A 25451-nucleotide genomic window follows, 5' to 3' on the forward strand; every position below is an offset into this window, starting at 1 on the left:
ATTAACTAATTTTAATTTTCAGTCTAACATATCCGTCATACAATCAGATCAGGAATACGTGGAACAAGAACGTATTTTTAGAGAAAATACTGCTCGAGATGGTCAGGATGTAGGTGACAGTCGTGAACTACAAGGGCAATCACCTTTCTTAGTTAATACCGGTATTACATATGAAACTCAAGAGAGCGGTTGGAGAACAGGATTGTTTTACAACGTGCAAGGCAGAACTCTACAAGTTGTAGGAGGTGGAGATGTAGCTGATGTTTATACCTTACCATTTCATAGTCTAAATTTCACCTTAAATAAAAATTGGAAAGCAGATAATGCTGAACACAGCATTAATTTTAAAGTGGATAACCTTTTAGGTGATGAGCGAGAAAGTGAATTTGAATTCTTCGGAGCAGATAATCCATTATTTTTCTTTCAAGATCCAGGAAGAACGCTAAGCATTAGCTACGGCGTCAAGTTTTAATAACTATTATATCAGATAAAAGACCATTCACACGAGTGGTCTTTTTATTTGAAATGTATTTGCCACAGGCTATTATTTTATATTCGCTTTCGCGAAAGTGAGAGTATTAAAGTATAATCCTACAAATAATAAAAAAGTATAACACTTACATAACGTACAAGAGCACAGAAAATAAGACTTTTGCACTCTTAAACAAGCCTCAACATGGGAGATATTTATGTTTACATGCTGGTCATTCTTGCCGGCCTTGCTATTACTGATCTGGTCGTAGGAGTAAGTAATGATGCGGTAAACTTTTTAAATAGTGCGATAGGTTCTAAAGCGATAAGTTTTAAGACCATAATGATCATCGCCAGTATAGGAATAGCCGTAGGTGCTCTTTCTTCTAGTGGTATGATGGAAGTAGCGCGTAAAGGAATTTTTAATCCCGAGATGTTCTTTTTTGATGAAGTCATGATGATTTTTATGGCGGTGATGATTACTGATATCTTGCTCTTAGATTTCTTTAACTCTTTAGGCTTGCCTACTTCTACTACAGTATCCATTGTTTTTGAATTACTCGGAGCAGCCGTATGTATAGCGCTCATAAAGATCTATTATGAAGGCGATACAGAAACTATTGCTGATTTAGGGAATTACATAAATTCCCAAAAAGCATTAATGATAATAGCTGGAATTCTAGGCTCAGTGGTGATAGCATTTACTATAGGTGCGATAGCTCAGTTTTTTTCTAGAATGTTGCTCACTTTCAATTTTGAAAAAAGAGCACCTATTTATGCAAGTCTTTTTGGTGGGGTATCTTTAGTTGGGTTGTTCTATTTTATTATCATAAAAGGACTTTCTAAAACAGATATTTCATTTGTTAAAACTACGTCTGCATTTCTAGAGCAGCATATGGGAATTAGTTTTCTTATAGGGTTTATAGTTTTTTCAGTACTGAGCTATCTCTATATCTTACTGTTTAAAAAGAGTATTTACATACTGATTATCGCCTTAGGAACATTTGGACTGGCCATGGCGTTTGCAGGGAATGATCTAGTAAATTTTATAGGTGTAGTAATAGGAGCAAAACAAGCATGGGCTGGCTGGGTAGATTCTGGACTAGCTGCTACAGATTTTAACATGGCATCACTAGCAGCAGCTCAAAAGTCACCGTACTGGATTTTACTAGCGGCTGGTGGAATTATGGTGTTGACACTTTGGTTCTCTTCCAAAGCACAAGCTGTGGTAAAAACATCTGTAGATCTTGCCAGACAAGGTAATGGAACAGAGCGATTTGAGCCTAATGCATTTTCAAGATTTCTAGTGAGGTATACCATTATTACGGCAGGTTTTGCCCAGCGACTTTTACCTCAGTCTGCATCAAATTATATTTCTTCACGTTTTGAAAAATTACCTGAAAGTGATGTGGTCTTAGAGCAAGCAGATGTGCCAGCTTTTGATTTTGTGCGTGCTGCGGTAAACTTGATGATTGCCAGTATTTTAATATCGATTGCAACTACTTATTTAACCTTGCCTCTTTCCACTACTTATGTCACTTTTATGGTGGCTATGGGAACCTCTCTGGCAGATCGAGCTTGGGGTTCAGAAAGCGCAGTTTATCGTATTGCAGGAGTTTTAAATGTCATAGGTGGATGGTTTTTTACTGCATTCAGTGCTTTTACCGCTGCTGCTATTTTTGCCTCAATCATTTATTATGGAGGTTTTACAGCTATAGTAGGTTTAGTCCTTCTTGCCGTTTTTCTCTTAATACGTAACTATCTTTCTCATAAAAAGAATAAGACAGCCACCATAGACCCTAAAAGTTTAAAAAATCAAGAGAGTAGTACAGTTCAAGGTATTATCACTGAAAGTGCAGATAATGTTGCTAACGTGGTGTCTAGAACAAATAAAATATACACTGATGTCCTTCACGGATTAGCCAAAGAGGATAAGAAATCACTCAAAAAGAGTAAGAAAGGAGTTGAAAAACTAGATTTAGAAATTGAGAGTCTTAGAGATAACATATTTTATTTCATTAAAAGTCTCGATGAGACCAGTTTGAGAGGTAGTAACTTTTATATAACCATACTCGCGCACCTTACTGATATTGCACAGTCACTTGATTTTATAACAAAAAAGAGTTACAAGCACATTAATAATGAGCACCGTAAACTGCGCTACAATCAGTTTAAAGACTTGCAAGAGGTGAATGACTCACTGAGCGCTTTATTAAATGAAATGGAAGAGGTATTCCAAAGTCGTAAATTTGAACGTATAAGCCACGTACTTTCCAGAAAAGAGGAAATATTAAGCTTATTATCTATTAAGATTCAAGCTCAGATAAAACGCACTAGAAGCGAGGAATCTAGCCCTAAAAACACCACACTTTATTTTAATATTCTACTAGAGACTAAGGATCTTGTCACTGGAATAATGAACCTCATGCAGGAGTATCATTCTAGCTATAAAAAAGAATAGTAGGGATTTATAAAGTCTTAATAAATAGTTCCTTTTTTTACTTACTTTTCAACTAAAATTATTTCCGTAGCTACGGCTATGCAAAGAGTTTTCAGCTTCAACTAAGCAAAAAATAATTCCATTTATTTTAACGACATTACAAGCACAAATTGATATTAGAGATGTGCTGTGATGTTGATGGATACGCTTTCGCGAAAGCATAATACTTTATTCTAATCCATAAAAAAGCCCTTATCTAGAAAGAAAAGGGCTTTTAAGTAAGAATGTTTTACCAGTTAGGATTAAGCTGCCTCTGAATAATTTTCAACTGCAACTGCTTGTGGTTTGCGCCATCTTCTCCATCTCAACTTTACACGATGTACCATATATAATAATATAGGCACGATGATTAAAGTTAAGAAGGTCGCAAAGATGAGCCCGTAGATAACGGTCCATGCGAGTGGTCCCCAGAAAATAACGTTATCTCCACCTATAAATATTTTAGGATCAAACTCACTAAACAGCGTGAAGAAGTTGATGTTCAAACCTATCGCAAGTGGTATTAAACCTAGCACCGTTGTGATAGCGGTAAGAATAACAGGTCTTAAACGAGCTTTACCACCTTTAACGATAGCGTTAAACATATCTTTTTTACTTAAGAGTTGATCATCTTCCAGATCTAGTTCTTCACTACGTCGCAGTTTAAGAATATCTATGTAATCTATAAGTACCACGCCGTTGTTTACTACAATCCCAGCGAGCGATATAATTCCCATCATGGTCATTAATATTACAAAGGGATCTCCAGTGATAATAAGTCCTAAGAATACACCTATGAAGCTTAAGAATATGGCTATCATAATAATTGTAGGCTTAGAAATAGAAGCAAACTGAAAGATAAGAATCAAGAATATTAAGAAAAGACCACCAAAAAGCGCACTCATTAAAAACGCCATTTCTTTATTTTGTTCTTCAATCTGACCTGTGTAGTCTATTTTAATATCGTTAGGTTTTTCAAAATCGGCCATTTCATTTTGAATCTCTGTAACTACAGCACCAGCGTCAGTAAATCCAGGTTTAAGCGCAGAGTAAACCGTCACGACTCGTTTTGCATCCTTGTGCTTAATAGCGCTAAAACTAGAGGTGTTTTTTTGTTCTGCAACAGCGCTTACAGGTACTTCTTTTATCTGACCAGTAGCCATATCCCTAAAAGTGATACGCTGGTTAAAAATGGCACTACGATCATAACGTTGCTCCTCATTAAAACGCACGTTAATATCATAATCCTCTCCATCTTCTTTATAAATCCCTGCTTTTTCTCCAAAAACAGCACGGCGCAACTGTAAACCTACCTGACTATTGCTTACACCTAGTTCACCAGCTTTAGCACGATCTACGTTTACAATCATGGAAGGTTTGCTGCGGTTTACATCTACTTTAAGTTGATCAACTCCAGCTACATTGCGACTGTTTAAGAATTTCACCATTTGCTCTGCCGTCGCTATAAGCTGTCCATAGTCCTTACCTTCTAGTTCTATGTTTACGGGATAACCTTGAGGTGGTCCAGCGGCATCTTTTTCTACAGATATGGAGACGCCTGGATAAGCTCCAGCAAGTGCTTCTTGAACTTTTTTGCGCAGTACTTCACTATCTCTTAACTCACCATCAGTTCCTTCACGGAACTTGTACTCACGCATACTGGCTGTAATTTTTCCTTTATGTGGCATCTCTGCAGAGCTACCACCATCAGTTTGAGGATTTCCTGCACCCATTCCTACTTGAGAAACTGCACTTTCAACCAGAACGTTTTCCCCATCTTTCATATAGAATTCATCATTGAGTACTTGATAAACTCGTTGCTCAATTTCTTTAGTGATTTGATTTGTCTTTTCAATTGCTGTTCCTTGTGGATACTCTACGTAGACAATGATCTGGTTAGGTTTATTATCTGGGAAAAACTCAATTTTAGTTCTTCCAGAGGCAACAGACCACCCAAAATAAGCCATCAATATCCCTATAAACATCACAAACATTCCTCCCATAAATAGATAGGGTTTGATACCGCTTAAAGCAAATTTTAAGAAACGTTCATAAGACTTATCTAGCCATACTAGAATAGTTTTTTGAAAACCACGGGTTAACGGCTTGATGAGGTATTTATATAACCAAAACATGATTACCGTTAATAACATTAAACTACCTAGTCCACGCACTGGTCCACCTACTATGAGGATAAAAGCTCCTATAGCTCCCATAATACCCGTTAAGTAAAACAATTGCTTTACAGAAAGGTTGCGATCCTCTATTTCCATAAATTTAGAAACGAGCATGGAGTTAAAGAATATAGCTACAAACAAAGAACTACCTAAAACGATAGAAAGTGTGATAGGGAAATAAATCATGAATTGCCCCATTAATCCAGGCCATAACCCTAGCGGTACAAAGGCAGCTACTGTGGTTAATGTAGAGATAATAATAGGTACAGCAATCTCACCAACGCCTTTTTTAGCAGCTTGGATTCTGGTCATTCCTTCTTCTTCCATCAATCGGTATACGTTTTCTACTACTACAATACCGTTATCTACTAGCATACCTAATCCCATAATCATAGCAAAAAGAATCATGGTATTTAAGGTGTACCCAAAAAGATTAATTATAACAAAGGACATGAACATAGACATAGGGATCGCAAATCCTACAAAGAGTGCGTTTCTAAACCCTAAAAAGAACATTAAAACACCTACTACGAGTAGAATACCAAAGATGATATTGTTTACTAAATCATCTACTTGATTTAATGTTTTTGAAGAAAGATCATTTGCAATGGTAATGTCTAGGTCTGATGGTAAAGTTCCAGATTCTTGAGAATCTTTTACAATCTCCCGTATCCTATCTGCTGCTACGATCATGTTCTGTCCAGAACGTTTTTTTATGTCCAGCATGACCACCTGGTCACCATATTCACGTGCAAAGGTGTTCTTATCTTCTTCTTTAAAAGTAATGGTGGCTACATCTCTTATGTAGATAGGTCCTTTCTCATTCTTAATGACAAAGTTTTCTAAGTCTTTAGGGTCATCTATTTCACCTATAATTCTTATAGTGCGTCGCTGGCCACTGGATTTTAAATTACCAGCACTTATTGTTGCATTTCCACCACGCACGGTGTTTAAAATGTCATCAAAGCTTACTTGAGCTGCGGTCATTTTATAAATATCTACAGCTATTTCTACCTCTAAATCTTGAGCGCCACGTATATCTACTTGTTTAATTTGCTCTACATCTTCAATTTCATCTTCTAAGTATTCTGCAAATGTTTTAAGCTTTCTAACGGTATAATCGCCTTTTATGTTAATATTCATAATAGGCATTTCCTCACTTAGGGTAAGGTTAAATACATTAGGTGTAACGGGTTTGTTATTAAAAGTAGGCCAGTCTTCACCAGCGCTTTCAGAATCTACTTCATCTTTAACGAGTTGTTTTGCGGTTTCTACTTCTATTTCTTCATCAAATTCTACGATGATAATAGAGTAATCTTCTTGAGAAGTAGATTCAGTCTCTGTGACACCAGATATATTTTTTAACTTGTCTTCTAACGGGTCAGTAATGAGACGCTCCACGTCTTCAGCAGTGTTACCTGGCCACACGCTAGAGATATAAATTTTAGTCTCTTTAATTTCTGGAAAATCTTCTCTAGGCATGCTGTTATAAGCACTCAATCCTAAAATAAAGATTATCACCATCATCACATACACGACGATAGAATTATCTATAGCCCATGAAGAGAGTTTAAACTCTTTGTCGCTTTTCTTTTGGGTAGCCATGTTATGAGTTTTTAATATCTATTAATTGGCCTTCTTTAACGGTGCGAGCACCTTCAGTAATCACCTGATCACCTAACTTAAGACCAGTTGTAACCTCTATAAGGTCACCACTTGCTTTTCCAGTTTCTATTTTACGTCTCATAGCCACAAGACCATCTTCATTTTTATGAGCAATCATTACATATTGCTCGCCGTCTTGATTTTCGCTTATGACACTTAATGGAACTAGTATGGCATTTTTTGACGTATAATCGTTGATCTTAAGCTTAGCAGTAAGGTTAGGTTTTACCATTCCGTCCTCATTAGGTACTGGGATTTCTATAGAAAAAGAACGATTTGCAGGATTGATATAATTACTGGTTTGGCGCACTGTACTCTCCATAGATTTTCCTAACACTGGAAATTCTACTGTTACGTCTGTTCCTTTTGTGATAGAAGTTATGTAGGTTTCTGGAACATCTACTGTGATATACATGTCTTTGAGAGAAACCAGTCTAAATAATGGAGACATACCAGGACTTACTACAGTACCTTGCTCTGTAATTACATCATCTATAGTTCCTGAAAAAGGAGCTTTAACTGTGGTTTTGGCAATTGTTTTTTGCATAGAATTGATCGCTTTGCTTTGCGCTTCATAATTTGCTTTGGTTTGTAAATATTGAATTTCAGAACCTATATTTTGATCCCACAATCTTTTCTGGCGTTCAAAAGTAGTTTTTGCCAGTTGCTGTTGCACTTGCATTTGCTGTAATTGCTGGGATAAACCACCATCGTCTATTTTTGCAAGCACTTGTCCAGCACTTACATTCTGTCCTTCTTTAACATAAACTTGAGTAAGCAAACCAGCCGTTTCAGGCATGATAGTAATATTTTGTTTAGTATCTACACTTCCTTGTAACACTGTATAGTGAGTAAAAATGGTGTCCTTAACGTTCATGGTGCTGACCTGTGTGTTCATAGCTTGATCACCGTGCTCGTTTTGATACTCTTGTATTTTTTTAATCGTTGCCTCGATTTCTCCTTTTTGTGTGTTTAAAGAGCTTTTCATGCTCGATAGCGCCTTTAAATCTCCTTGTGCGATAAGTTCATCAACACTAGGTTCTTTGCCACCGCAAGAAACTAGTAAAATGGTCGTGAGTATAATTATTATTTTTTTCATGATATAATGATTCTGTGGTGTGACTTATTTTTTGGTTGTGTAATTAGGTGTGTTTAGAATGGTTTCTAGGTTAGCCTTTTCAGTAATGAGTAGATACATGCTGTTTAGAAACTCTCTTTGTGTGGAGTAAAGTTGTGTTTGTGCTTGTCTCAGGTCAAAACTGGTTGCAATTCCTTCTCTGAACTTGATATTATTTTTATTTTCAATGCGCTCAGCCAGTGCTAGATTATCTTTACTAGTGGTATAATTATCTATGGCTGTTTGATAATTATTAATAGCCGTTTCATAATTAAGACGTATTTCTTCGCTAGTACGCTGTAAGTCAGTTTCAGCTTGATCCCAGGCTATTTTTGTTCTTGCTTGGGCTGCTTTTCTACCCATGGAGCTAAAAATGGGAACATTTATACTTACTCCAGCAATAGACTGCTGGAACCATTGCTGGTTATTATTAAAAAATACAAAATCATTATCAAAGGTTTGAGTTCCATAGTTGATAAAACTACTTACCGTAGGAAGTCCTTTTGCTTTTTCTAGTTTATATTCTAAACGGCGCTGTTCTGTGAAGTTATGAGCGATTTGATAATCCACATTTTGATTCAGATCTAGTGATTCTTCAGTAATTGATGGATCTATATGAAGTAGCGCTAGCGATTCTAAGTTTTCAGTAAGTGTTACTGGAGTGCTAAGTTCTATTCCTAGAGCTAGTTTTAACATGTCCATAGCAATATCGCGCTGTCTGGTAGCACTGTTGAGCTGATTATCTAATTGTGATAAGGTGATTTGTAATTGCTCTACATCTTCTTCTTCGGCAAGGCCGTTTTCAAATATTTTAGTGACTTCCTTCAGGTTATCTGCTACATTATTGCGGTTTTTAGAAATAATGGCTATGTTTTCTTCAGTAAGTAAAACGCCGCCATAAGCATTTATAATCCCTTTTCTTACCTCAAGCTTTGTCTTATTATTTGCATTTTTAGAGAAATCCAGAAAGGTCTTTGAAGCCTCTAAGGCTACTAAATATGAACCATCAAAAATGAGCTGTGTTAAGGTAGCATTTAAAGTCATACTCTGTTGTGGTCCAAAAACCACAGGCACAAAAGTCCCAGGTGTTCCACCAGCAATTTCTCCTGGTAGTGGCGTGACTGGTTGTTTCAGCTGGTTTTGATAATCTACTGTACCATTAATTTGCGGTAATCCAGCCGCTGTAGTTTCCCATTTTTGCTTTAAAGCTTTGGCGATATCTCGCTCGGCATTAATGGCACGGTAGTTATTTTCTAGTCCATGCGCTATGGCTTGTTCTAGCGAGAAACTGTAACTGGATGCAGTATACTCTTGAGAGTACGCTTTCGCGAAAGCGAGGACAAAAACAAATAGTGCTATTCTTAATTTAACAGGCATTTAATCGTGATTTGTATTAGTGATTTGGTTAAGTATTTTTCTTCCTGCTGGTGTGACTATACCGCGCAGGTGGTACTCTAGATACTGGTCATATAGTTCTTGAACGGGAAATTGTCTGTTAGGGAACAAGTGTAAATCTTTAATCCCTTGAATCCCTACAAAGTAAATTCTGGATACAAAGGCTTTATCTATACTGTCGCGGTACAATCCTTTTTCAATTCCTATTTCTAGATTTTTGTTAATGCAGTCTTGCATGTAGTTAAACTGCATGGCGCTTATTTTTTGATGAACTCGTGGATAGTAACGCTGCAATTGATGAATAGGTGACGTTTTATCTCCTTTAAGTGAGGTCATTACCATGCGTTTAATTTCATACAGTTCCTCAATGGGATTCTCTGAGTGTACACATATATGATCTACACCAGTACATATAGTGTTATAAATGTTCATGGTAACTGCGGTGACTAGCTCTTCCTTATTTTTGTAATAACTGTAGAGCGTTTTTTTACTCATTCCCATTTCTGCCGAAAGATCATCCATAGTCACGCTCTTAAACCCTAGGTCTAAGAACATTTCAGTGGATTTTTCTAGTATTTCGTTTTTTAAATCGGTCATTTATGGTCATTAACAGGCGGCAAATATACTAACAGGAAACTTTAAATACTTGAAAAGTTTCCTAGGTTTTACAATTGTTTAACATTCTATCTTTTTAAAGTTTTGCCCACTTTGATAAAAACCAAATGCAATATCGAGTGAGAGTCGAGTTATGGTATTACTTTTACAAGATGAAAGAATTAAACTCCTTAAGAACCCTTTTTCTAGAACGTTTAAAGTCTAGAGTGACTGAAAAAGAGCCTAAATCTCTTTATGATCCTGTACATTACATACTAGACTTAGGTGGTAAAAGGCTGCGGCCATTACTTACTCTAATGAGCGCTCAAATGTATGGTTCAACAGTAGAAAAGGCTATGGACGCGGCAATTGCGGTTGAGGTATTCCACAATTTTACTTTACTACATGATGACATTATGGATGCAGCAGATTTGCGTCGTGGTCAGGAAACCGTGCATGTAAAATGGGATGTGAATACAGGAATTTTATCTGGAGATGCTATGCTTATTATGGCCTACCGATTATTTAACTCTTATGACGCGCAAACCTTTTATGACTTGAACCAGGTGTTTTCTAAAACAGCACTAGAAGTATGTGAAGGACAGCAGTATGATGTGGATTTTGAAACCAGGGATGATGTTACGATTCCTGAATATATCCACATGATTAAGTTAAAAACATCTGTCCTGGTAGGTTGTGCGCTGCAAATGGGAGCAATTATCGCTGGAGTAGATAAAAAGGAGCAAGAGCTTATTTATGATTATGGGATTCATCTAGGAATAGCATTTCAATTAATGGATGATTATCTCGACGCTTTTGGAGATCCAGAAACCTTTGGTAAAGAAGTAGGTGGCGACATACGTGAGAATAAGAAAACCTATCTATATCTTAAAAGCCTAGAGGATCAAGGTTGTGCGACTGAATTAAAAGAGTGGTTTTCCATGGACTTTAATGACATGAATGAAGAACAAATAGAAACCAAAAAAGAAACGGTAAAAGTATTTTTTGAAGAAAGTGGTGGTGCCGCAGCAACACAACAAGCGATTAAAAATTATACAGATAAAGCACTAAATACCATCGAGCAGCTTTCCATAAGTAATGATGCTAAAAAACAACTTACCGCTTTTTCATTAGATTTAATGAGTAGGGTAAGCTAGTAATCTTAAAACAGCCACCTTAGAATGACTAGACGGGTCATAAGAGAAATGAATTTGAAAAAGAAAAGCATAGGAATATTAGGATTAGGCTGGTTAGGAACCGCACTAGCGCATCACTTACTAGAACTAGGTCACACCGTTAAAGGAACCGTACGTTCTAAAGATAAGATTCGTAAGCTGCAACAAAGCGGTATCGACACCTATTACCTAGAAATTACTGAAAATAAAATTTACGGCGACCTTGCCGATTTCCTTAAAGGAACTGATGTTCTTTTTATTAATATCCCGCCGGGATTGCGCAAGAATCCTGAAAGTGATTTTGCTCAGCGCATGAAGTTGCTCATGACCTTTGTGAATACTGCACGTGTAGAGCAAGTGATTTTTGTTTCTAGTACTTCTGTTTTTGAAGATATGGAAGGTATCCCAGTTTATGATGAACATAGTATCCCAAACAGCTCGAGTAATAACGGTAAAAAAATCTATGCCGCAGAGCAAGTGGTTCAAGATTTTTTTGAAAACACAACCATTCTCAGGCCTTGCGGCCTTATAGGTAGTGATCGCCATCCTATAAAAATGCTCGCTGGTAGGGTTAATGTTAAAAATCCTAATGCACCGATCAATCTAGTCACTAGAGACCATGTGATTAACCTAGTTAAAAAAATAATCACTGATGAAATTACAGCTACTGTAGTTCACGCTATTAGTGAACCGCATGATTCTAGAAAGTTATATTATCTTAAAAAAGCTGAAGAGTTTGGATTAGTAGCGCCTGAATTTGAAGAAAACGTAATCCATCTTGGAAAAAAGGTCGTTTCGGTTCTTTAAAACTACTCAAATGTTTCAAGTTCTAAAGTTGATCATTAACTAAAAATCATCATAACCAAACCTGTGAGGTTTAGTTAACAATGGATTTTAAAGACCGTTCTAATTCCGAGAACTTGCAAAATCTAAGAAATTGCGATTAATAACTACCACTCCTTAAAAGGCTTTTCACTTAAATAAGAATTATAATAGCGGTGATCACCAGTAACTTCTTGAGCGAGCCAGTCTGGTAAGGCAAACTTTTCGTCTTCGGTTTGGAGTTCTATTTCGGCCATGAGGAGACCTTTGTTAGTGCCATGAAAAACATCTATTTCCCAAGTTTGATTTTCAATGGCTATTTCATATCTTGTTTTATCGATCACACCTGGTAGTGCGAGTTCTAGTAATTCCTCAGCCTCAACAATGGTAATTTCTTTTTCCCATTCATACCTGGTTAAACCGCTGTCTGTGGACTGTCCTTTTATAGTAAGGAATCCTTGAGTGCCTTTTATGCGTACTCGTACCGTGCGCGCAGGATCTGTAGTGAGATAACCTTGTGTGATGCGTTTTCCTTTTACTTCTTTTAAAAAATCAGTAGTTTTTACAAGGTATTTGCGTTCTATTTCAGTCATGGGAAAAATTATTATGGAAAGGTATTAATTAGTATTCTAAGTTCAAGTAACAAGTGCAACATGTAAGTTTAAGCAATAAACTAAATCGTTCTCCACTATCGCTCGAACGGACTTAAAAATTATAAGATTTAAACTGAGAACTGAGAACTAAAAGCTAGCTATCTCGATTAACTCATCGCTTTCAATTCTTGTTTTAGGGTAACCTTTTGTAGCCACATAAATCATTGCAGCTGCAATTTCTTCTGGCGCTATGGTTCGATATTTTTTAAGAAAACCTATGAGTAAAGGATCGATGAATTTTTGAAATTTTTTCCAGGCACTTTCAAAGGGTCGTTTCTCTTCTCTATAACCACCTATAAGCGCTGGCTGGACAAAATAACATTCTTTAAAACCTAATTTTTCTATATCACGTTCCATTTCTCCTTTGCCTCGATTGTACATAAAACAACTATTAGGATTTGCGCCCAGTGCAGAAATGGCAATGACTTTGCTTATGCCATTTTTGAGCGCTGCTTGAGATACATGGAGCGGTAAATCATGTTCGATTTTGTAATATTCGGTGGCATCAGGTGTTTTGGCTTGCGTCGTTCCCGTGCAAATAAATAAATGATCGCCCTTTAAATGTTGTTGATAAGTGCGCTGATCAAATAAATCTACGAGATGAGATTCATGCTTGCGGTGATGGAGTCTAGTACCCTTTCGCGAAAGCGTGATGACACGATCATACTGCTCATTTTCATATAACAATTCCACTAACTTACTTCCTGTAAGTCCCGTAGCACCTATGACAATAGCTCTATATTTCATTAACACATTTCTTATTCTAAAGGTAGTAATTTTGTACAATGCACGAACTTGATGATCGTAAAATAATTCACGTGGACATGGACGCTTTTTATGCGAGTGTGGAACAGCGTGATTTTCCCGAGCTTAAAGGAAAGCCCATAGCCGTAGGTGGCGGCAGTGATCGTGGAGTAGTGGCAGCAGCTAGTTATGAGGCTCGTAAATATGGAGTGCGCAGCGCAATGCCTAGCGTTACGGCAAAAAAACTATGTCCCGACCTCATCTTTGTCAAGCATAGATTTGATAAATACCGAGAGGTATCTACTCAAATAAGAGATATTTTTCTGGATTATACAGATCTTGTAGAGCCATTATCACTCGACGAGGCTTACTTAGACGTTACCGAGAATAAACTCAATTATCCCAGTGCTACCGTTATTGCTTATGATATAAGACGCCGTATTTATGAAACTACGGGTCTCACTGCTAGCGCAGGGATTTCTATCAATAAATTTGTGGCAAAAATTGCCAGTGATTATAACAAACCTAATGGTCAAAAGACCATCACTCCTGAGGAAGTTCTTTCCTTTTTAGAAGAGCTGGAGATTAGAAAATTTCATGGAATAGGTAAAGTTACCGCTGAGAAGATGTACCGTCTAGGTATCTTTACCGGAGCTCATTTAAAGGAACGCTCGCTAGATTTTCTGGTTAAACATTTTGGTAAAAGTGGTGAACACTACCATAATATTGTGCGTGGGATACATAAAAGTGAAGTGCAACCAGATCGCATAAGAAAATCGCTAGGTGCAGAACGCACTTTTTCTGAAAATATATCTAGTGAGATCTTTATGAAAGAACGACTCACACAAATCGCTGAAGAGATTGAGAAAAGGCTGGCCAGAAATAATGTTGCTGGTAAAACCGTAACACTCAAAATAAAATATAGCGACTTTAAAACGCAAACAAGAAGTAAAACTTTGCCCCATTACATAAGAAATAAAGACTTAATTCTGGCAACTGCTATAGAATTAATGGAACAAGAAGGTTTTAGAGAAAGTGTGAGACTTCTGGGTATTACTCTGTCTAACCTCAATATTGAAGTAGAGGAAGAAGATTTTGTTGAAGTTCAATTAAAATTTTCATTCTAAAACATTAACAGCATATCGAGCGAAATATAGACTAAAGTATAGTAATTTTATGCACTATGTTATTAGAGAATTCCCAGTACGCTGTTATAAATAATGATACAAATTCCTTACCCATGTTATCCTGGGATTTAATGAAAACACTTTTGTGGAATTTAGAACCAGAAATGTATCATCATCTTAATACGCTAGCCATGGAGCATGACTGGCATTTTAACTATTTTCTAGACAGTTATTCTCACCATAAGGGTTATACCATTGTAGTCACAGATAAAGAGTTAAAGGTGCAATGCTGTTCTGAAAATGTTCTAAATATGACTGGTTATGAGAATTATGAGCTCATAGGCCATACTCCTGGTATATTACAAGGACATCATACAGATCTTAATTCAAAACGGCTCATAAAAAAAGCAATTCAAGAAGAATTGCCTTTTAACGCTCGACTGGTGAACTATCGTAAAGATGGAACGCCTTATGGATGTGAGATCGTTGCGTTTCCCATATTTAATGGAGCCTCACAACTATCTCACTTTATTGCTTTTGAATATGAGTATTACGTGTAAGGTATTATTCGATTTCACTTACTCTTAAGGTATTTACCATTCCTTTATCTGCTACTGGCATGGCTGCTAGATTGATAAGGTAGTCGCCTTTTTTTACAAATTTATTATCCTTTGCAAACTTGTTCACATCTTCAATAGTTTCATCAGTACTAACAAAGCGGTCGTACAAGTAAGCTTTAACACCCCATAATAAACTAAGTTGTGTTAAAATACGCTGGTTACTAGTAAACGTTAGAATGTGAGCATCTGGTCTCCAGGCGCTTATTTGAAAGGCTGTGTAGCCACTATTAGTCATAGTGGTAATGGCTTTGGCATTGATATCATTGGCCATTTTTGCGGCGTGATAGCAAATGGACTTAGTAATATATCTTTTAGTCTTTATATGTGGTGCGTTATGCGGTACTTTAATTAACTCACTGTCTTCTACAGACTTACAGATGTTAGTCATTTTTTCAATAACTTGAATCGGGTACTTACCTACTGAGGTTTCTCCTGATAGCATAACAGCATCTGCTCCATCCATGACAGAGTTTGCTACATCATTTACCTCAGCACGTGTAGGTGTTAAGCTAGTAATCATCGTTTCCATCATTTGGGTTGCAATAATTACTGGAATACGTGCTTGTTTAGCTTTAAGAACGAGTTGCTTTTGAATTAAAGGTACTTCATGAGCAGGAACTTCTACACCTAAATCTCCACGAGCGACCATGAGTCCATCACAATAAGCTACAATCTTATCTATATTTGTTACAGCTTCTGGCTTTTCAATTTTTGCAATAATAGGAATCTTATGTTCAGAGTTCTCTTTTATTAAATCCTGTAATTCCATTAAATCACGGCTGTGACGCACAAAAGATAAGGCCATCCAGTCTACTTGTTGTTCTATAGCAAAATGGGCGTCTTTAATATCCTTAGGTGTTAAGGCTGGTAAAGAAATATCTGTTTGAGGCAGGTTCACTCCTTTTTTAGAACGTAAAGGTCCACCTTGAATCACTTGAGCTTTTACATTTTCCTTACCGTCTGTTTCTACAACTTCAAAAATAAGTTTCCCGTCATCTAAAAGTATGCGCTCTTTAGGTTTTACATCTCTAGGGAAGTGCTCGTAGTTCATATACACTTTCTCTGCAGTTCCTTTAAAAGGCTTACCAGTTGTAAAGGTGATCATGTCTCCAGGATTTACCACGACCTCTTCACTCATAACGCCTACACGTAATTTAGGTCCTTGTAAATCGCCTAATATTCCAGTGGCATAACCATGCTCCTCGTTGAGCTCTCTTATTATCTGGATACGCTGCTTTACATCTTCATGGTCAGCATGTGAGAAATTGATTCTAAACACGTTTACACCAGCTTTCATCATTCCTAGTAATACTTCTTTAGTAGATGTTGCTGGTCCTAATGTTGCTACTATTTTGGTTTTTTTTGTCTTTGGCATTATTCAAAAATTAAATAATCTTTTTGTTTAATTGCATAATGATCTAGCTGGTAAGCCGTGATCACTTGCGGTATTTTTGTTATGTCGTTAATCAGTTTTTTTAATGGAAAATAAGCAGGGTCTTTTTCTACTTTTATAATATAATCTACACCTGCATATTCCTTAAGTAAAATGGTTTTTACAATAGTTTCTTCTTCATTTTCAAAGAGGCCACCATTGCTAGATGCCGTGTTAAGCGTTGCCCAGTATTTGTTAGGCGTGAGGTAAAAAGTATGATAATGTACTTGATCTTCATACTTATACACGGGATATTGCACTGTGAAATTAGGCATGGTAACGTCTTGATCATTATCTGTTCTTTTAAAAGACAGATTCAGGTACTTATTTACCATATAAGCCATTCTATAAGGCTCAATGGTAGAATGAATGCCTACGAGCGTGTAAGGCTCGTCATCACAGACCCAATCATCTAATTTGTAAGTCGCCATACTATTAACTATCTCCCACAAATTTAAGGAGACAAACTACAATTAAGTATTCAGAAATCAGTAAAAATCATTTTTTTTCTACGAAATGGTTATCGTAACACTGCTTTCGCGAAAGCGGAATAAAAAAGAAATGATTTGTTAAAACCATATAAATTCAAGTAGGTATTATGTCTTCATTCTGTCTTGTAGAGCAAAGAAGGCACGCTTACTGGCTTTTTCTTCAGCCTTTTTTTTAGAAGTTGCTCGTGCCTTTGCGAGAACTCGATCATCTATAGAAAGTTTTACAGAAAAGTGTTTGATCTCATTGACTCCTGTATCTTCATATGTGTGATAATGAAAGACTTTTTTATTCTTTTGGCACCACTCAATGAGTATGCTTTTATAGCTGATTACCTTACCTTCTAATTTTTCTAAATCCACATAAGGTTCAATCACTCTGCGACTTATAAAGTTTTGTGTACGTTTATAACCTTTATCTAAATATATGGCTCCTACAAGGGCTTCAAATAAATTACCGTGTACGTTTGCGCCATAATTGCGTTCTGGGACCTGAGTTCTTACAAAATTAATAAGCTCAAAGTCCATTCCTAATTCATTGAGATGTTCTCGGCTCACTATTTTAGATCGCATTTTAGTAAGGTATCCTTCGTCTGCGCTGGGTACTTTGTTATAGATATATTCAGCGATTACACTTCCTAATATGGCATCTCCTAAAAATTCGAGTCTCTCATAGCTTATAGGGTTTCCCAGATCATCTTTTAAACCCATAGATTTATGAGTAAAAGCCTTGCGGTAGATACTGATATTTTTAGGGGTTACTCCTGTAATTTTTTTTATTCCACGAGAAAGAGTCTCGTCATCTTGAGAGATGCGAGTAGAAAATATTTTTTTAAACCGATTCATTTAAGGAATAAACGCTTAGATTTTTCTAAACGCAATGCAGCAGTTGTGACCTCCAAAACCAAAAGTATTACTCAAAGCAACTTTTACTTCACGTTTTTCAGGCTTATTGAGCACTAATCTCAATGATGGGTCTATATTCTCATCTACCGTAGTATGGTTAATGGTAGGAGGAATGATACCTTCATTAATAGCCATTACACTAGCTATGGATTCAATTGCTCCAGCAGCTCCTAGCAGGTGACCAGTCATGGACTTTGTAGAGTTAATACTGATATGCGGTGCGTGATCGCCAAAAACGGCTTTAATCGCCTTTAACTCTGCTACGTCGCCTAGTGGTGTAGAAGTACCGTGAGTATTAATGTGATCTACATCTTCAGGATTAATACCTGCGTTTTGTAAGGTGTTTTTCATTACAGCTATAACACCACGTCCTTCTGGATCTGGCGCTGTAATGTGGTATGCATCACTTGAGAAACCACCACCTATTACCTCAGCATAGATTTTTGCTCCTCTTGCTTTTGCATACTCATAATCTTCTAGAACTAGAGCTCCTGCGCCTTCTCCTAGAACAAAACCATCACGTGTCGCGTCAAATGGGCGGCTCGCGGTTTCTGGACTTTCATTGCGTGTAGATAAGGCATGCATGGCATTAAAACCACCCATTCCAGCCTGTGCAACAGCAGCTTCAGAGCCACCAGTAACAATCACGTCACAATGACCTAGTCTTATATAATTAACAGCATCCAGCATCGCATTTGCACTAGATGCACAAGCAGATACTGTGGTGTAGTTAGGCCCCATAAATCCATGCTTAATAGAAATATGTGCCGGCGCTATATCTGCAATCATTTTAGGGATAAAGAAAGGATTAAATCGTGGCACGCCGTTACCAGCTGCAAATGATTTAACTTCTTCCTGAAAAGTTTCTAGACCACCTATTCCAGCACCCCATATTACACCTACTCTATATTTATCTATAGATTCTAAGTCTAATCCAGAGTCTGCTATCGCCTCATCACCTGCTACCAGTGCATACTGGGCAAAACGATCCATGCGTCTAGCTTCTTTGCGGTCTATAAAATCAGTCACTGTAAAGTTCTTGATCTCACAAGCGAATTTAGTCTTAAAATGTTCTGTATCAAAATATGTGATAGGAGCACAACCGCTCTTACCATTTTTTAAACCGTCCCAATATTCCTCTAGGTTGTTACCTATAGGTGTTAGGGCTCCCATTCCTGTAATGACTACTCGCTTTAATTCCATATAATTTAGATTTATACTTTAAGAGCTTAAAAATACCGTAAAAAATCAAAAAAAGATCATTTATGTATTTTCAAGCTCTAAAAAAAAGTATTAAGCTTTTGCTTCTTCTATGTATGAAACTGCTTGACCTACTGTAGCGATGTTTTCAGCTTGGTCGTCTGGGATCTGGATATCAAATTCTTTTTCAAATTCCATGATTAACTCAACTGTATCTAGTGAGTCTGCGCCTAAGTCGTTAGTGAAGCTCGCTTCTGTTACCACTTCATTTTCGTCAACACCTAATTTGTCCACGATAATCGCTTTTACTCTTGATGCAATGTCTGACATAATAATCTTGTTTTAATTTTAAATGAATGGCAAAAATAACAAACTTTGTGATAAAACCACTTTTTAGTTATTTGAGTTAACTTGCCATTTCATTTGATACTATAATTTTACTCAACTCTAGCAGGTGGTTTACAAAGAGCCTGCCACAATTATTTATGAAGAAAATAGTCATCCTCGCATCGGGTAATGGTACTAATGCTCAGGCAATTATAGATCATTTTGCAATAAATGATAAAGTAAAAATATCTTTAATTTTATCAAATAATTCTACTGCTTATGTGCTAGAAAGAGCTCAAAAAAATAATATTCCTGCGATGAGTTTTAATAAATACGCTTTTGCGAAAGCGGGAACTATAGAAACTCTATTACTTGCAGAACAGCCTGATATCATTGTACTTGCGGGCTTTTTATGGAAAATTCCAGGAAGTCTCGTAAAATTATTCCCAAATAAAATTATTAACATTCATCCTGCATTATTACCTAAATATGGTGGAAAAGGCATGTACGGGATACATGTGCACCGAGCAGTTATAGAAAATAAAGAGCAAATAAGTGGTATTACCATTCATTACGTGAATGAAAATTATGATGAAGGTGCGATTATAGAACAATTTAGCTGTCCTATATATAAAGAAGATACTGCTGACGAGCTTGCGGCAAGAATTCATGAACTAGAGCACCAGCATTTTCCAGTGGTCATAGAAAAAATATTATCCTAATGGAGCAAGTGCATATTTATACTGATGGCTCTTCTCGCGGTAATCCAGGACCTGGCGGCTATGGAATAGTAATGATATGGGTAGGGAAGAGCTATAAAAAGGAATTTTCCCAAGGATACCGGCACACCACTAATAATAGAATGGAATTACTGGCAGTTATTGAAGCACTTGAAAAAATTAAAATGGATGCTGTTCACATCACCGTTTTTACTGATAGTAAATATGTGAGTGATGCCGTAAATAAAAACTGGATTGCTGGCTGGATCAAGCGCAAATGGAAAAATGTAAAAAACCCAGATTTATGGAAACGTTTTATTAAAGCTTTTAATAGAACGCAACCTAAGATGCAATGGGTAAAAGGTCATAACGATCATCCTATAAATGAACGTTGTGATACACTAGCTGTTCAAGCAGCTTTAAAAAAAGATAATCATCTAGTGGATGAAGGTTTTGAAGCTGGAGAAAAAGGGTTGTTTTAATTTTTAAAACCTCACAGGTGGTTCTATTCCATAGACTATATTAAGGGAACTAATAACTTGTCTAAATAATAAACCCGTGAGGTTTTTATTGTTTACTCTACACTAGCGCTGCTAGTCGCTAGACTGCGATCTACTTTCTTAATCATTCCTTGAAGCGCTCGTCCTGGACCTACTTCTATAAACTCGCTAGCTCCATCTGCGATCATGTTTTGAACTGATTGTGTCCATTTTACGGGTGCGGTAAGTTGGGAAATGAGGTTAGCCTTAATAGCATCTACATCTTTTACCGCTGTGGTGGTTACATTTTGATAAACGGGACAGTTAGGTGTGTTAAAGTTTGTGGCTTCTATGGCTGCAGCAAGTTCTTCACGTGCAGGCTCCATTAAAGGTGAGTGGAATGCGCCACCTACTGGTAATAATAAGGCACGTTTAGCACCTTTTTCTTTTAAGATCTCACAGGCTTTTTCTACCGCTGGTACTTCTCCAGAAATAACTAGCTGTCCTGGACAATTGTAGTTTGCCGCTACTACAACACCATCGATATCATTACATACTTGTTCTACAACAGCGTCTTCTAATCCTAGAATTGCTGCCATAGTGCTTTCTTGATGCTCACAAGCGGCTTGCATGGCTAGAGCGCGTTTAGAAACAATTTTTAATCCGTCTTCAAAACTTAAAGTTCCCACAGCGGTTAGTGCGCTTAGCTCGCCCAGTGAGTGACCAGCAACCATTTCTGGTTTGAAATTTTCACCCATCATTTTAGCTAGGATTACAGAATGTAAAAAGATAGCTGGTTGGGTTACTTTAGTTTCTTTTAGTTCTTCAGCAGTTCCTTCAAACATGATTTTAGAGATTTCAAATCCTAGAATCTCATTTGCTTTTTCAAATAACGCTTTCGCAGAAGCGTAATTATCATATAAATCTTTACCCATTCCTGTGAATTGAGCTCCTTGACCTGGAAAAACGTATGCTTTCATAGTTGTTATTTAGTTGATGGGGCAAATTTAGTTAAAAGTGAGAGATTGCCGTGCTACACTCGTAATGACATTAAATACCTACTGTAGATTGCTGACTTTTAGGACTGAAAACTAATCAACTCGTTCCCAAGTCTCAAAATCAAAAGCATACTGATGTTTCTCATCTACTGGGTGATGTTCTGTGCGCACAAGTTTCCACTTTTTTTCATCAAACTCTGGGAAGTACGTATCTACATCAAATTTCCCGTGAACTCTCGTGAGTTCTATACGATCAGCGACTTCTAGTCCTAGTTTGTAAATCTCTCCACCACCTATGATGAAGGGTTCTTGATCACTAGAAGCTGCAGCAAGAGCGGTGGAAAGATCGTGCACCACGATACCGCCATCTGTTTTATAATTTTTATCTCGAGTAAGGATAATGTGAGTACGATTAGGTAATGGTTTAGGGAAACTCTCAAAAGTCTTGCGTCCCATAATGATATGATGTCCTGTAGTCAGTGATTTAAATCTCTTAAAATCATCTGGTAAATGCCATACTAGATCACCATCTTTTCCTAATTCATTATTAGCGCCTGCGGCAGCTATCATGGTTATAACTTTCTTAGAATCGCTTGTCGCGTTCATGATTTTATGTTCTGGTAATGGATGTGCAGCAGCAACTTTTTCCTCTAACTCTGCTATGCGTTCTTGTTGCTTTTGAACTAACCTGTTATATTGTTTCTTCTCCCATCCAGGACCTAAAAGTCGGTTAGTGATAAATACTTTAAAGGTGTGATAGATTAAAAATAGCAACCATATAAAAAGCACCCAAATCCACCATTCTATATCGAGTATAAGCATAGGATCTACCTGCATCATAACCTGACTTATAGTAATCAGTCCTATCGCGCCTACTAGAAAAACCACTAAATGTGTAAACAATCCACGTTTTTCCTTAATGCGTTTTTGAGCATTTTCAAACATTTCCTTTTGAACTGGGTCAATTGTAGGAGCCTCTTTTTTCTTTCTACCGAACATATAATGTACTTTTATACTTCAAATTTAAGCAGTATTGCTCGTTTTAATCTTTACAAATGCATAAAATAAGGTCTCAGTATCCTATTCTTGAAAAATTCACCTATCTCAATACCGCAAACCATGGTTTAATTTCTCAAGATTTAATAGATTATAGAATGGGCGTACTTCAAAAAATGAAGAATAGCGCTAGTTTATATACAAACCAGCGTAATGTTTTTATAGATCAGGTGCGACATACCATTGCAAATTTTCTCGATGCCGCTGTAGAGAATACTGCGGTCATTCCTAATTTTTCTACGGGATATAATGTTCTTATGGAAGGCGTGCCTGAAAACGCAAAATTCTTACTTCTAGAAGGTGATTACCCATCAGTAAACTGGCCTGTGGAGTCACGAGGATATGACTGTGTGTATGCGATTATAAATGAAAATTTAGAAGAAAATATTCTAGCAGCATGCCTTAAACATCGTCCTGATTTTTTCTGTTTTTCAGTGGTGCAGTACATCTCTGGAATTAAACTGGATCTTGATTTTATAGTACAACTTAAACAGCAGTTTCCTGATATGATTCTCATAGGAGACTTAACGCAATACGTGGGCTGTGAGGAATTCCGCTTTCGCGAAAGCGGACTTGACATCATTCTAGCCAGCTGTTATAAGTGGCTTAATGCTGGCGATGGGAATGCGTTTATTTGTGTCAAGGAACAAGTCAAAGAAGTGATCCAGCCAAAACGGGTAGGTTACCGAAGCACTCGTAATGTCATTAATGCTACACCTGAATTTATAGGAAGGTTTGAGTCTGGACATCAAGATATGGTGGCTATGGGAAGTTTACAATTTGCCATGGATGTAGTTCAAAAGATAGGACTAGATCGCATACAGATCGAGCTAAATGAATGGTCTGAAAAGTTAAAACAAGCTTTTATGGAGCGTGATTTATTAAGTGATGCGGTTGTAAATAGAGCTCATCATTCTACCATTTTTAATATAACAGGCGATCAGGAATTATACGATCGACTGTCTGAACATAACATAATCACTTCTTTACGTGGTGATGGTATACGGATTAGTTTCTCTTACTTTAATGTTGAAAGTGACTTCCAGACATTGTTAAAAGCACTGGATTATTAATAACTGAGCTTTTTAGATCTATTTGTATAGTTTATGTAGTGGTAGTAATGTTGTTTTAACTTGACTCAGTACATATATTGCATGAAAAATAAATTTCATGTTTAAAGGTTGGTGTGTATTTCTTATCGGGTTGTTTTTTTATGGTGCTCAATCACAACAACTACCCTTAGATTTTGAAAATAATAGTTTTCAATTTACTGGTTTTTCTGGGTCTTTATTTTCCTTCAGAGGTGATCCAGCGCAAGGTGGTAATCAGGTAGGCCAGTTCTTTAACGATGGTTCTGTTGATTTTCAAGGTTTTTTTATGGACTTGAATACACCGGTAGATTTAGATAATGATACAAATGTTAGTTTAAGATTTTATGCGTTTGATCCTAATGTACACAGCATAATTATTAAATTAGAAAATGGAATAAACCCTGACGTTGAGGTTGTACAGTCTATTTCTAATACTCAAAACACCTGGACAGATTTAACTTTTGATTTTGCTAACGCTATAGAAACCGCTACTGGAAATACAGTTACTGCATCTGGTACTTATAGTAGACTTACTATATTTATAGATGGTGGATCATTTATTACTGGAACTTATTTAATAGATGATATCGATAATAATGCGGTGACCGTTCCACCACCTAATCCTATAGATGTGGTCTACACAGATCTAGTGTGGTCTGATGAGTTTAATACCCCAGGAATTAATAATCCTATAGACGCAACTAAGTGGCACCATCAAACTCAATTACCTAATGGTGGAAACTGGTTTAATGGAGAAGAACAACATTATACGGATAGAACCGATAATTCTTATGTTGAAAATGGTTTTTTACACATAGTTGCAAAACGAGAAAACTTTACAGATCAAGGCGAGACTAAGTCTTTTACCAGCGCACGCTTAAATTCTAAATTTGCTTTTACGTATGGTAGAGTAGATGTAAGGGCAAAATTACCTTTAGGAGATGGAACCTGGCCAGCGATATGGACACTAGGAAAAAATATAAATGAAGCTGGTGCTTACTGGAGTGCGACTCATGGAACAACAAACTGGCCGCTATGTGGAGAAATAGATGTTATGGAACACGGTTTAGGTCCTTTGAATCAAGTTTCTGCGGCTTTACATACTAATTGTGCTGGTTGTTCTGGAGCGACTATGAATTACCAGCCATTCATGCTTACTGATGTAGCAAATACCTTTCACGTGTATTCCATGAACTGGTCTCCACAACAAATTACTTTTTTAATTGATGGTATCCCTTTTTACACTTATAATCCTGGAGTAAAAAATATAGACACATGGCCATTTGATGCAGATCAATATATGTTATTAAACGTAGCTATGGGCGGTATTGCTGGTGCTATAGATCCTAATTTCACACAAAGTGATATGCAAATCGATTATGTGCGTGTGTATCAAAATACGTTGAGTCTTAATACAGCTGACTTCGCTTCCGGTATAAAAATTTATCCAAATCCGACAAGTGATGTGTTAAATGTGAACGCGCCACAGCAACTAGATCGAATTGTCTTATTAAACATGTTAGGTCAAGAGGTTGTAGAATTTACCTCTAATTTGAATCAAATAGACTTATCTAATCAATCTAGCGGAGTGTATCTTTTAAAACTAGTAAAAGATGATCAAGTGGTTACAAAAAGAGTTGTTGTTCAATAGAATTTGATTTGGTGTATTGTTGCAATCAAATCGTGATACGGACATTCATCTAATTACCGATTAAC

General features: G+C 36.8%; 22 protein-coding genes and 1 pseudogene. 10 read left to right on the plus strand and 13 right to left on the minus strand.

Annotated elements, in window-relative coordinates; translation table 11 throughout:
• Both ACTF48_RS01945 and ACTF48_RS01950 read left to right on the plus strand, forming a co-directional pair.
• A pseudogene (locus tag ACTF48_RS01945) lies at positions 1-472 on the plus strand (TonB-dependent receptor); the annotation flags it as partial.
• Positions 473-676: 204 nt separating this feature from the next.
• Positions 677-2932 (plus strand): inorganic phosphate transporter, encoded by a 2256-nt coding sequence (locus ACTF48_RS01950; RefSeq protein WP_438961453.1) that lies wholly within the window; start codon positions 677-679, stop codon positions 2930-2932.
• 281 nt (positions 2933-3213) lie between these two features.
• On the opposite strand, the gene ACTF48_RS01955 is transcribed toward ACTF48_RS01950, so the two are convergent.
• From ACTF48_RS01955 to ACTF48_RS01970, 4 genes are read right to left on the minus strand one after another with little or no spacing between them, the layout of a single operon-like run.
• On the minus strand, positions 3214-6732 hold the full coding sequence (locus ACTF48_RS01955) for an efflux RND transporter permease subunit (protein ID WP_438961454.1): 3519 nt from the start codon (positions 6730-6732) through the stop codon (positions 3214-3216).
• Position 6733: 1 nt separating this feature from the next.
• Complete coding sequence (locus ACTF48_RS01960) at positions 6734-7891, minus strand: efflux RND transporter periplasmic adaptor subunit (RefSeq protein ID WP_438961455.1); 1158 nt, start codon at positions 7889-7891, stop codon at positions 6734-6736.
• A 24-nt stretch (positions 7892-7915) separates the two neighbouring features.
• The gene (locus tag ACTF48_RS01965) at positions 7916-9286 is read right to left on the minus strand and encodes a TolC family protein (RefSeq protein ID WP_438961456.1); all 1371 of its coding nucleotides are present in this window, start codon (positions 9284-9286) and stop codon (positions 7916-7918) included.
• Positions 9287-9901: a TetR/AcrR family transcriptional regulator gene (locus tag ACTF48_RS01970; RefSeq protein WP_438961457.1), complete on the minus strand. Its 615-nt coding sequence runs from the start codon at positions 9899-9901 to the stop codon at positions 9287-9289.
• A 170-nt stretch (positions 9902-10071) separates the two neighbouring features.
• On the opposite strand from ACTF48_RS01970, the gene ACTF48_RS01975 reads away from it, so the two are divergent.
• Together ACTF48_RS01975 and ACTF48_RS01980 are read left to right on the plus strand one after the other, a co-directional pair.
• Positions 10072-11055, plus strand: coding sequence for a polyprenyl synthetase family protein (locus ACTF48_RS01975; RefSeq protein WP_438961458.1), 984 nt, complete (start codon positions 10072-10074; stop codon positions 11053-11055).
• 24 nt (positions 11056-11079) lie between these two features.
• On the plus strand, positions 11080-11880 hold the full coding sequence (locus tag ACTF48_RS01980; RefSeq protein ID WP_438961459.1) for an NAD(P)H-binding protein: 801 nt from the start codon (positions 11080-11082) through the stop codon (positions 11878-11880).
• Between the two features lie 143 nt (positions 11881-12023).
• Here the strand turns inward: ACTF48_RS01980 and ACTF48_RS01985 are convergent, their stop codons facing one another.
• Positions 12024-12488, minus strand: a complete 465-nt coding sequence (locus tag ACTF48_RS01985; RefSeq protein ID WP_438961460.1) for a CYTH domain-containing protein — start codon at positions 12486-12488, stop codon at positions 12024-12026.
• A 147-nt stretch (positions 12489-12635) separates the two neighbouring features.
• Positions 12636-13295 carry an NAD-dependent epimerase/dehydratase family protein gene (locus tag ACTF48_RS01990; protein ID WP_438961461.1) on the minus strand — a complete coding sequence of 220 codons (660 nt, stop codon included), beginning with the start codon at positions 13293-13295 and terminating at the stop codon, positions 12636-12638.
• Positions 13296-13333: 38 nt separating this feature from the next.
• Between ACTF48_RS01990 and dinB the strand changes: the two genes are divergently transcribed.
• Together dinB and ACTF48_RS02000 are read left to right on the plus strand one after the other, a co-directional pair.
• A complete protein-coding gene (dinB, locus tag ACTF48_RS01995; protein WP_438961462.1) occupies positions 13334-14419 on the plus strand; it encodes a DNA polymerase IV in 1086 nt (361 codons plus the stop codon).
• A 56-nt stretch (positions 14420-14475) separates the two neighbouring features.
• Entirely contained in the window at positions 14476-14979 is a 504-nt protein-coding gene (locus ACTF48_RS02000) for a PAS domain-containing protein (RefSeq protein WP_438961463.1), read from the plus strand.
• Positions 14980-14983: 4 nt separating this feature from the next.
• Here the strand turns inward: ACTF48_RS02000 and pyk are convergent, their stop codons facing one another.
• From pyk to ACTF48_RS02025, 5 genes are all read right to left on the minus strand, one after another.
• Positions 14984-16414 (minus strand): pyruvate kinase, encoded by a 1431-nt coding sequence (pyk, locus tag ACTF48_RS02005; protein WP_438961464.1) that lies wholly within the window; start codon positions 16412-16414, stop codon positions 14984-14986.
• Positions 16414-16902, minus strand: coding sequence for an IPExxxVDY family protein (locus ACTF48_RS02010; RefSeq protein WP_438961465.1), 489 nt, complete (start codon positions 16900-16902; stop codon positions 16414-16416). The genes pyk and ACTF48_RS02010 overlap by 1 nt, the downstream gene beginning before the upstream one ends.
• A 165-nt stretch (positions 16903-17067) precedes the next feature.
• Positions 17068-17805, minus strand: coding sequence for a ribonuclease III (rnc, locus tag ACTF48_RS02015; protein ID WP_438961466.1), 738 nt, complete (start codon positions 17803-17805; stop codon positions 17068-17070).
• 15 nt (positions 17806-17820) lie between these two features.
• Positions 17821-19068, minus strand: a complete 1248-nt coding sequence (fabF, locus tag ACTF48_RS02020) for a beta-ketoacyl-ACP synthase II (protein WP_438961467.1) — start codon at positions 19066-19068, stop codon at positions 17821-17823.
• A 90-nt stretch (positions 19069-19158) separates the two neighbouring features.
• Positions 19159-19395 carry an acyl carrier protein gene (locus ACTF48_RS02025; protein WP_015361896.1) on the minus strand — a complete coding sequence of 79 codons (237 nt, stop codon included), beginning with the start codon at positions 19393-19395 and terminating at the stop codon, positions 19159-19161.
• Positions 19396-19550: 155 nt separating this feature from the next.
• On the opposite strand from ACTF48_RS02025, the gene purN reads away from it, so the two are divergent.
• Both purN and rnhA read left to right on the plus strand, forming a co-directional pair.
• Entirely contained in the window at positions 19551-20114 is a 564-nt protein-coding gene (purN, locus tag ACTF48_RS02030; protein ID WP_438961468.1) for a phosphoribosylglycinamide formyltransferase, read from the plus strand.
• Positions 20114-20593 carry a ribonuclease HI gene (gene rnhA / locus ACTF48_RS02035; protein ID WP_438961469.1) on the plus strand — a complete coding sequence of 160 codons (480 nt, stop codon included), beginning with the start codon at positions 20114-20116 and terminating at the stop codon, positions 20591-20593. Before purN ends, rnhA begins: the two co-directional genes overlap by 1 nt.
• Positions 20594-20685: 92 nt before the next feature.
• Here rnhA and fabD read toward each other — a convergent pair whose 3' ends face one another.
• Positions 20686-21570: an ACP S-malonyltransferase gene (gene fabD, locus ACTF48_RS02040; protein ID WP_438961470.1), complete on the minus strand. Its 885-nt coding sequence runs from the start codon at positions 21568-21570 to the stop codon at positions 20686-20688.
• Positions 21571-21681: 111 nt separating this feature from the next.
• Entirely contained in the window at positions 21682-22587 is a 906-nt protein-coding gene (locus tag ACTF48_RS02045) for a dihydrofolate reductase (protein ID WP_438961471.1), read from the minus strand.
• Between the two features lie 56 nt (positions 22588-22643).
• Here ACTF48_RS02045 and ACTF48_RS02050 point away from each other — a divergent pair, with 56 nt between their 5' ends.
• The gene (locus ACTF48_RS02050; RefSeq protein WP_438961472.1) at positions 22644-23717 is read left to right on the plus strand and encodes an aminotransferase class V-fold PLP-dependent enzyme; all 1074 of its coding nucleotides are present in this window, start codon (positions 22644-22646) and stop codon (positions 23715-23717) included.
• Positions 23718-23814: 97 nt separating this feature from the next.
• Positions 23815-25386: a family 16 glycosylhydrolase gene (locus ACTF48_RS02055; protein ID WP_438961473.1), complete on the plus strand. Its 1572-nt coding sequence runs from the start codon at positions 23815-23817 to the stop codon at positions 25384-25386.
• Positions 25387-25451: the final 65 nt, after the last annotated feature.

This window comes from Nonlabens sp. (assembly GCF_965660805.1).
GTDB lineage: Bacteria > Bacteroidota > Bacteroidia > Flavobacteriales > Flavobacteriaceae > Nonlabens.

Coding starts and splice junctions, on each gene's coding strand:
- ACTF48_RS02025 (WP_015361896.1), bottom strand. CDS start 19,395: ATGTCAGACATTGCATCAAGAGTAAAAGCGATTATCGTGGACAAATTA.
- fabD (WP_438961470.1), bottom strand. CDS start 21,570: ATGAAAGCATACGTTTTTCCAGGTCAAGGAGCTCAATTCACAGGAATG.
- ACTF48_RS02010 (WP_438961465.1), bottom strand. CDS start 16,902: ATGGCGACTTACAAATTAGATGATTGGGTCTGTGATGACGAGCCTTAC.
- ACTF48_RS02000 (WP_438961463.1), top strand. CDS start 14,476: ATGTTATTAGAGAATTCCCAGTACGCTGTTATAAATAATGATACAAAT.
- pyk (WP_438961464.1), bottom strand. CDS start 16,414: ATGCCAAAGACAAAAAAAACCAAAATAGTAGCAACATTAGGACCAGCA.
- ACTF48_RS02055 (WP_438961473.1), top strand. CDS start 23,815: ATGTTTAAAGGTTGGTGTGTATTTCTTATCGGGTTGTTTTTTTATGGT.
- ACTF48_RS02045 (WP_438961471.1), bottom strand. CDS start 22,587: ATGTTCGGTAGAAAGAAAAAAGAGGCTCCTACAATTGACCCAGTTCAA.
- ACTF48_RS01955 (WP_438961454.1), bottom strand. CDS start 6,732: ATGGCTACCCAAAAGAAAAGCGACAAAGAGTTTAAACTCTCTTCATGG.
- dinB (WP_438961462.1), top strand. CDS start 13,334: ATGCACGAACTTGATGATCGTAAAATAATTCACGTGGACATGGACGCT.
- ACTF48_RS01980 (WP_438961459.1), top strand. CDS start 11,080: ATGACTAGACGGGTCATAAGAGAAATGAATTTGAAAAAGAAAAGCATA.
- ACTF48_RS01950 (WP_438961453.1), top strand. CDS start 677: ATGGGAGATATTTATGTTTACATGCTGGTCATTCTTGCCGGCCTTGCT.
- ACTF48_RS01960 (WP_438961455.1), bottom strand. CDS start 7,891: ATGAAAAAAATAATAATTATACTCACGACCATTTTACTAGTTTCTTGC.
- rnhA (WP_438961469.1), top strand. CDS start 20,114: ATGGAGCAAGTGCATATTTATACTGATGGCTCTTCTCGCGGTAATCCA.
- ACTF48_RS01985 (WP_438961460.1), bottom strand. CDS start 12,488: ATGACTGAAATAGAACGCAAATACCTTGTAAAAACTACTGATTTTTTA.
- ACTF48_RS01990 (WP_438961461.1), bottom strand. CDS start 13,295: ATGAAATATAGAGCTATTGTCATAGGTGCTACGGGACTTACAGGAAGT.
- ACTF48_RS02050 (WP_438961472.1), top strand. CDS start 22,644: ATGCATAAAATAAGGTCTCAGTATCCTATTCTTGAAAAATTCACCTAT.
- rnc (WP_438961466.1), bottom strand. CDS start 17,805: ATGAATCGGTTTAAAAAAATATTTTCTACTCGCATCTCTCAAGATGAC.
- fabF (WP_438961467.1), bottom strand. CDS start 19,068: ATGGAATTAAAGCGAGTAGTCATTACAGGAATGGGAGCCCTAACACCT.
- ACTF48_RS01975 (WP_438961458.1), top strand. CDS start 10,072: ATGAAAGAATTAAACTCCTTAAGAACCCTTTTTCTAGAACGTTTAAAG.
- ACTF48_RS01965 (WP_438961456.1), bottom strand. CDS start 9,286: ATGCCTGTTAAATTAAGAATAGCACTATTTGTTTTTGTCCTCGCTTTC.
- purN (WP_438961468.1), top strand. CDS start 19,551: ATGAAGAAAATAGTCATCCTCGCATCGGGTAATGGTACTAATGCTCAG.
- ACTF48_RS01970 (WP_438961457.1), bottom strand. CDS start 9,901: ATGACCGATTTAAAAAACGAAATACTAGAAAAATCCACTGAAATGTTC.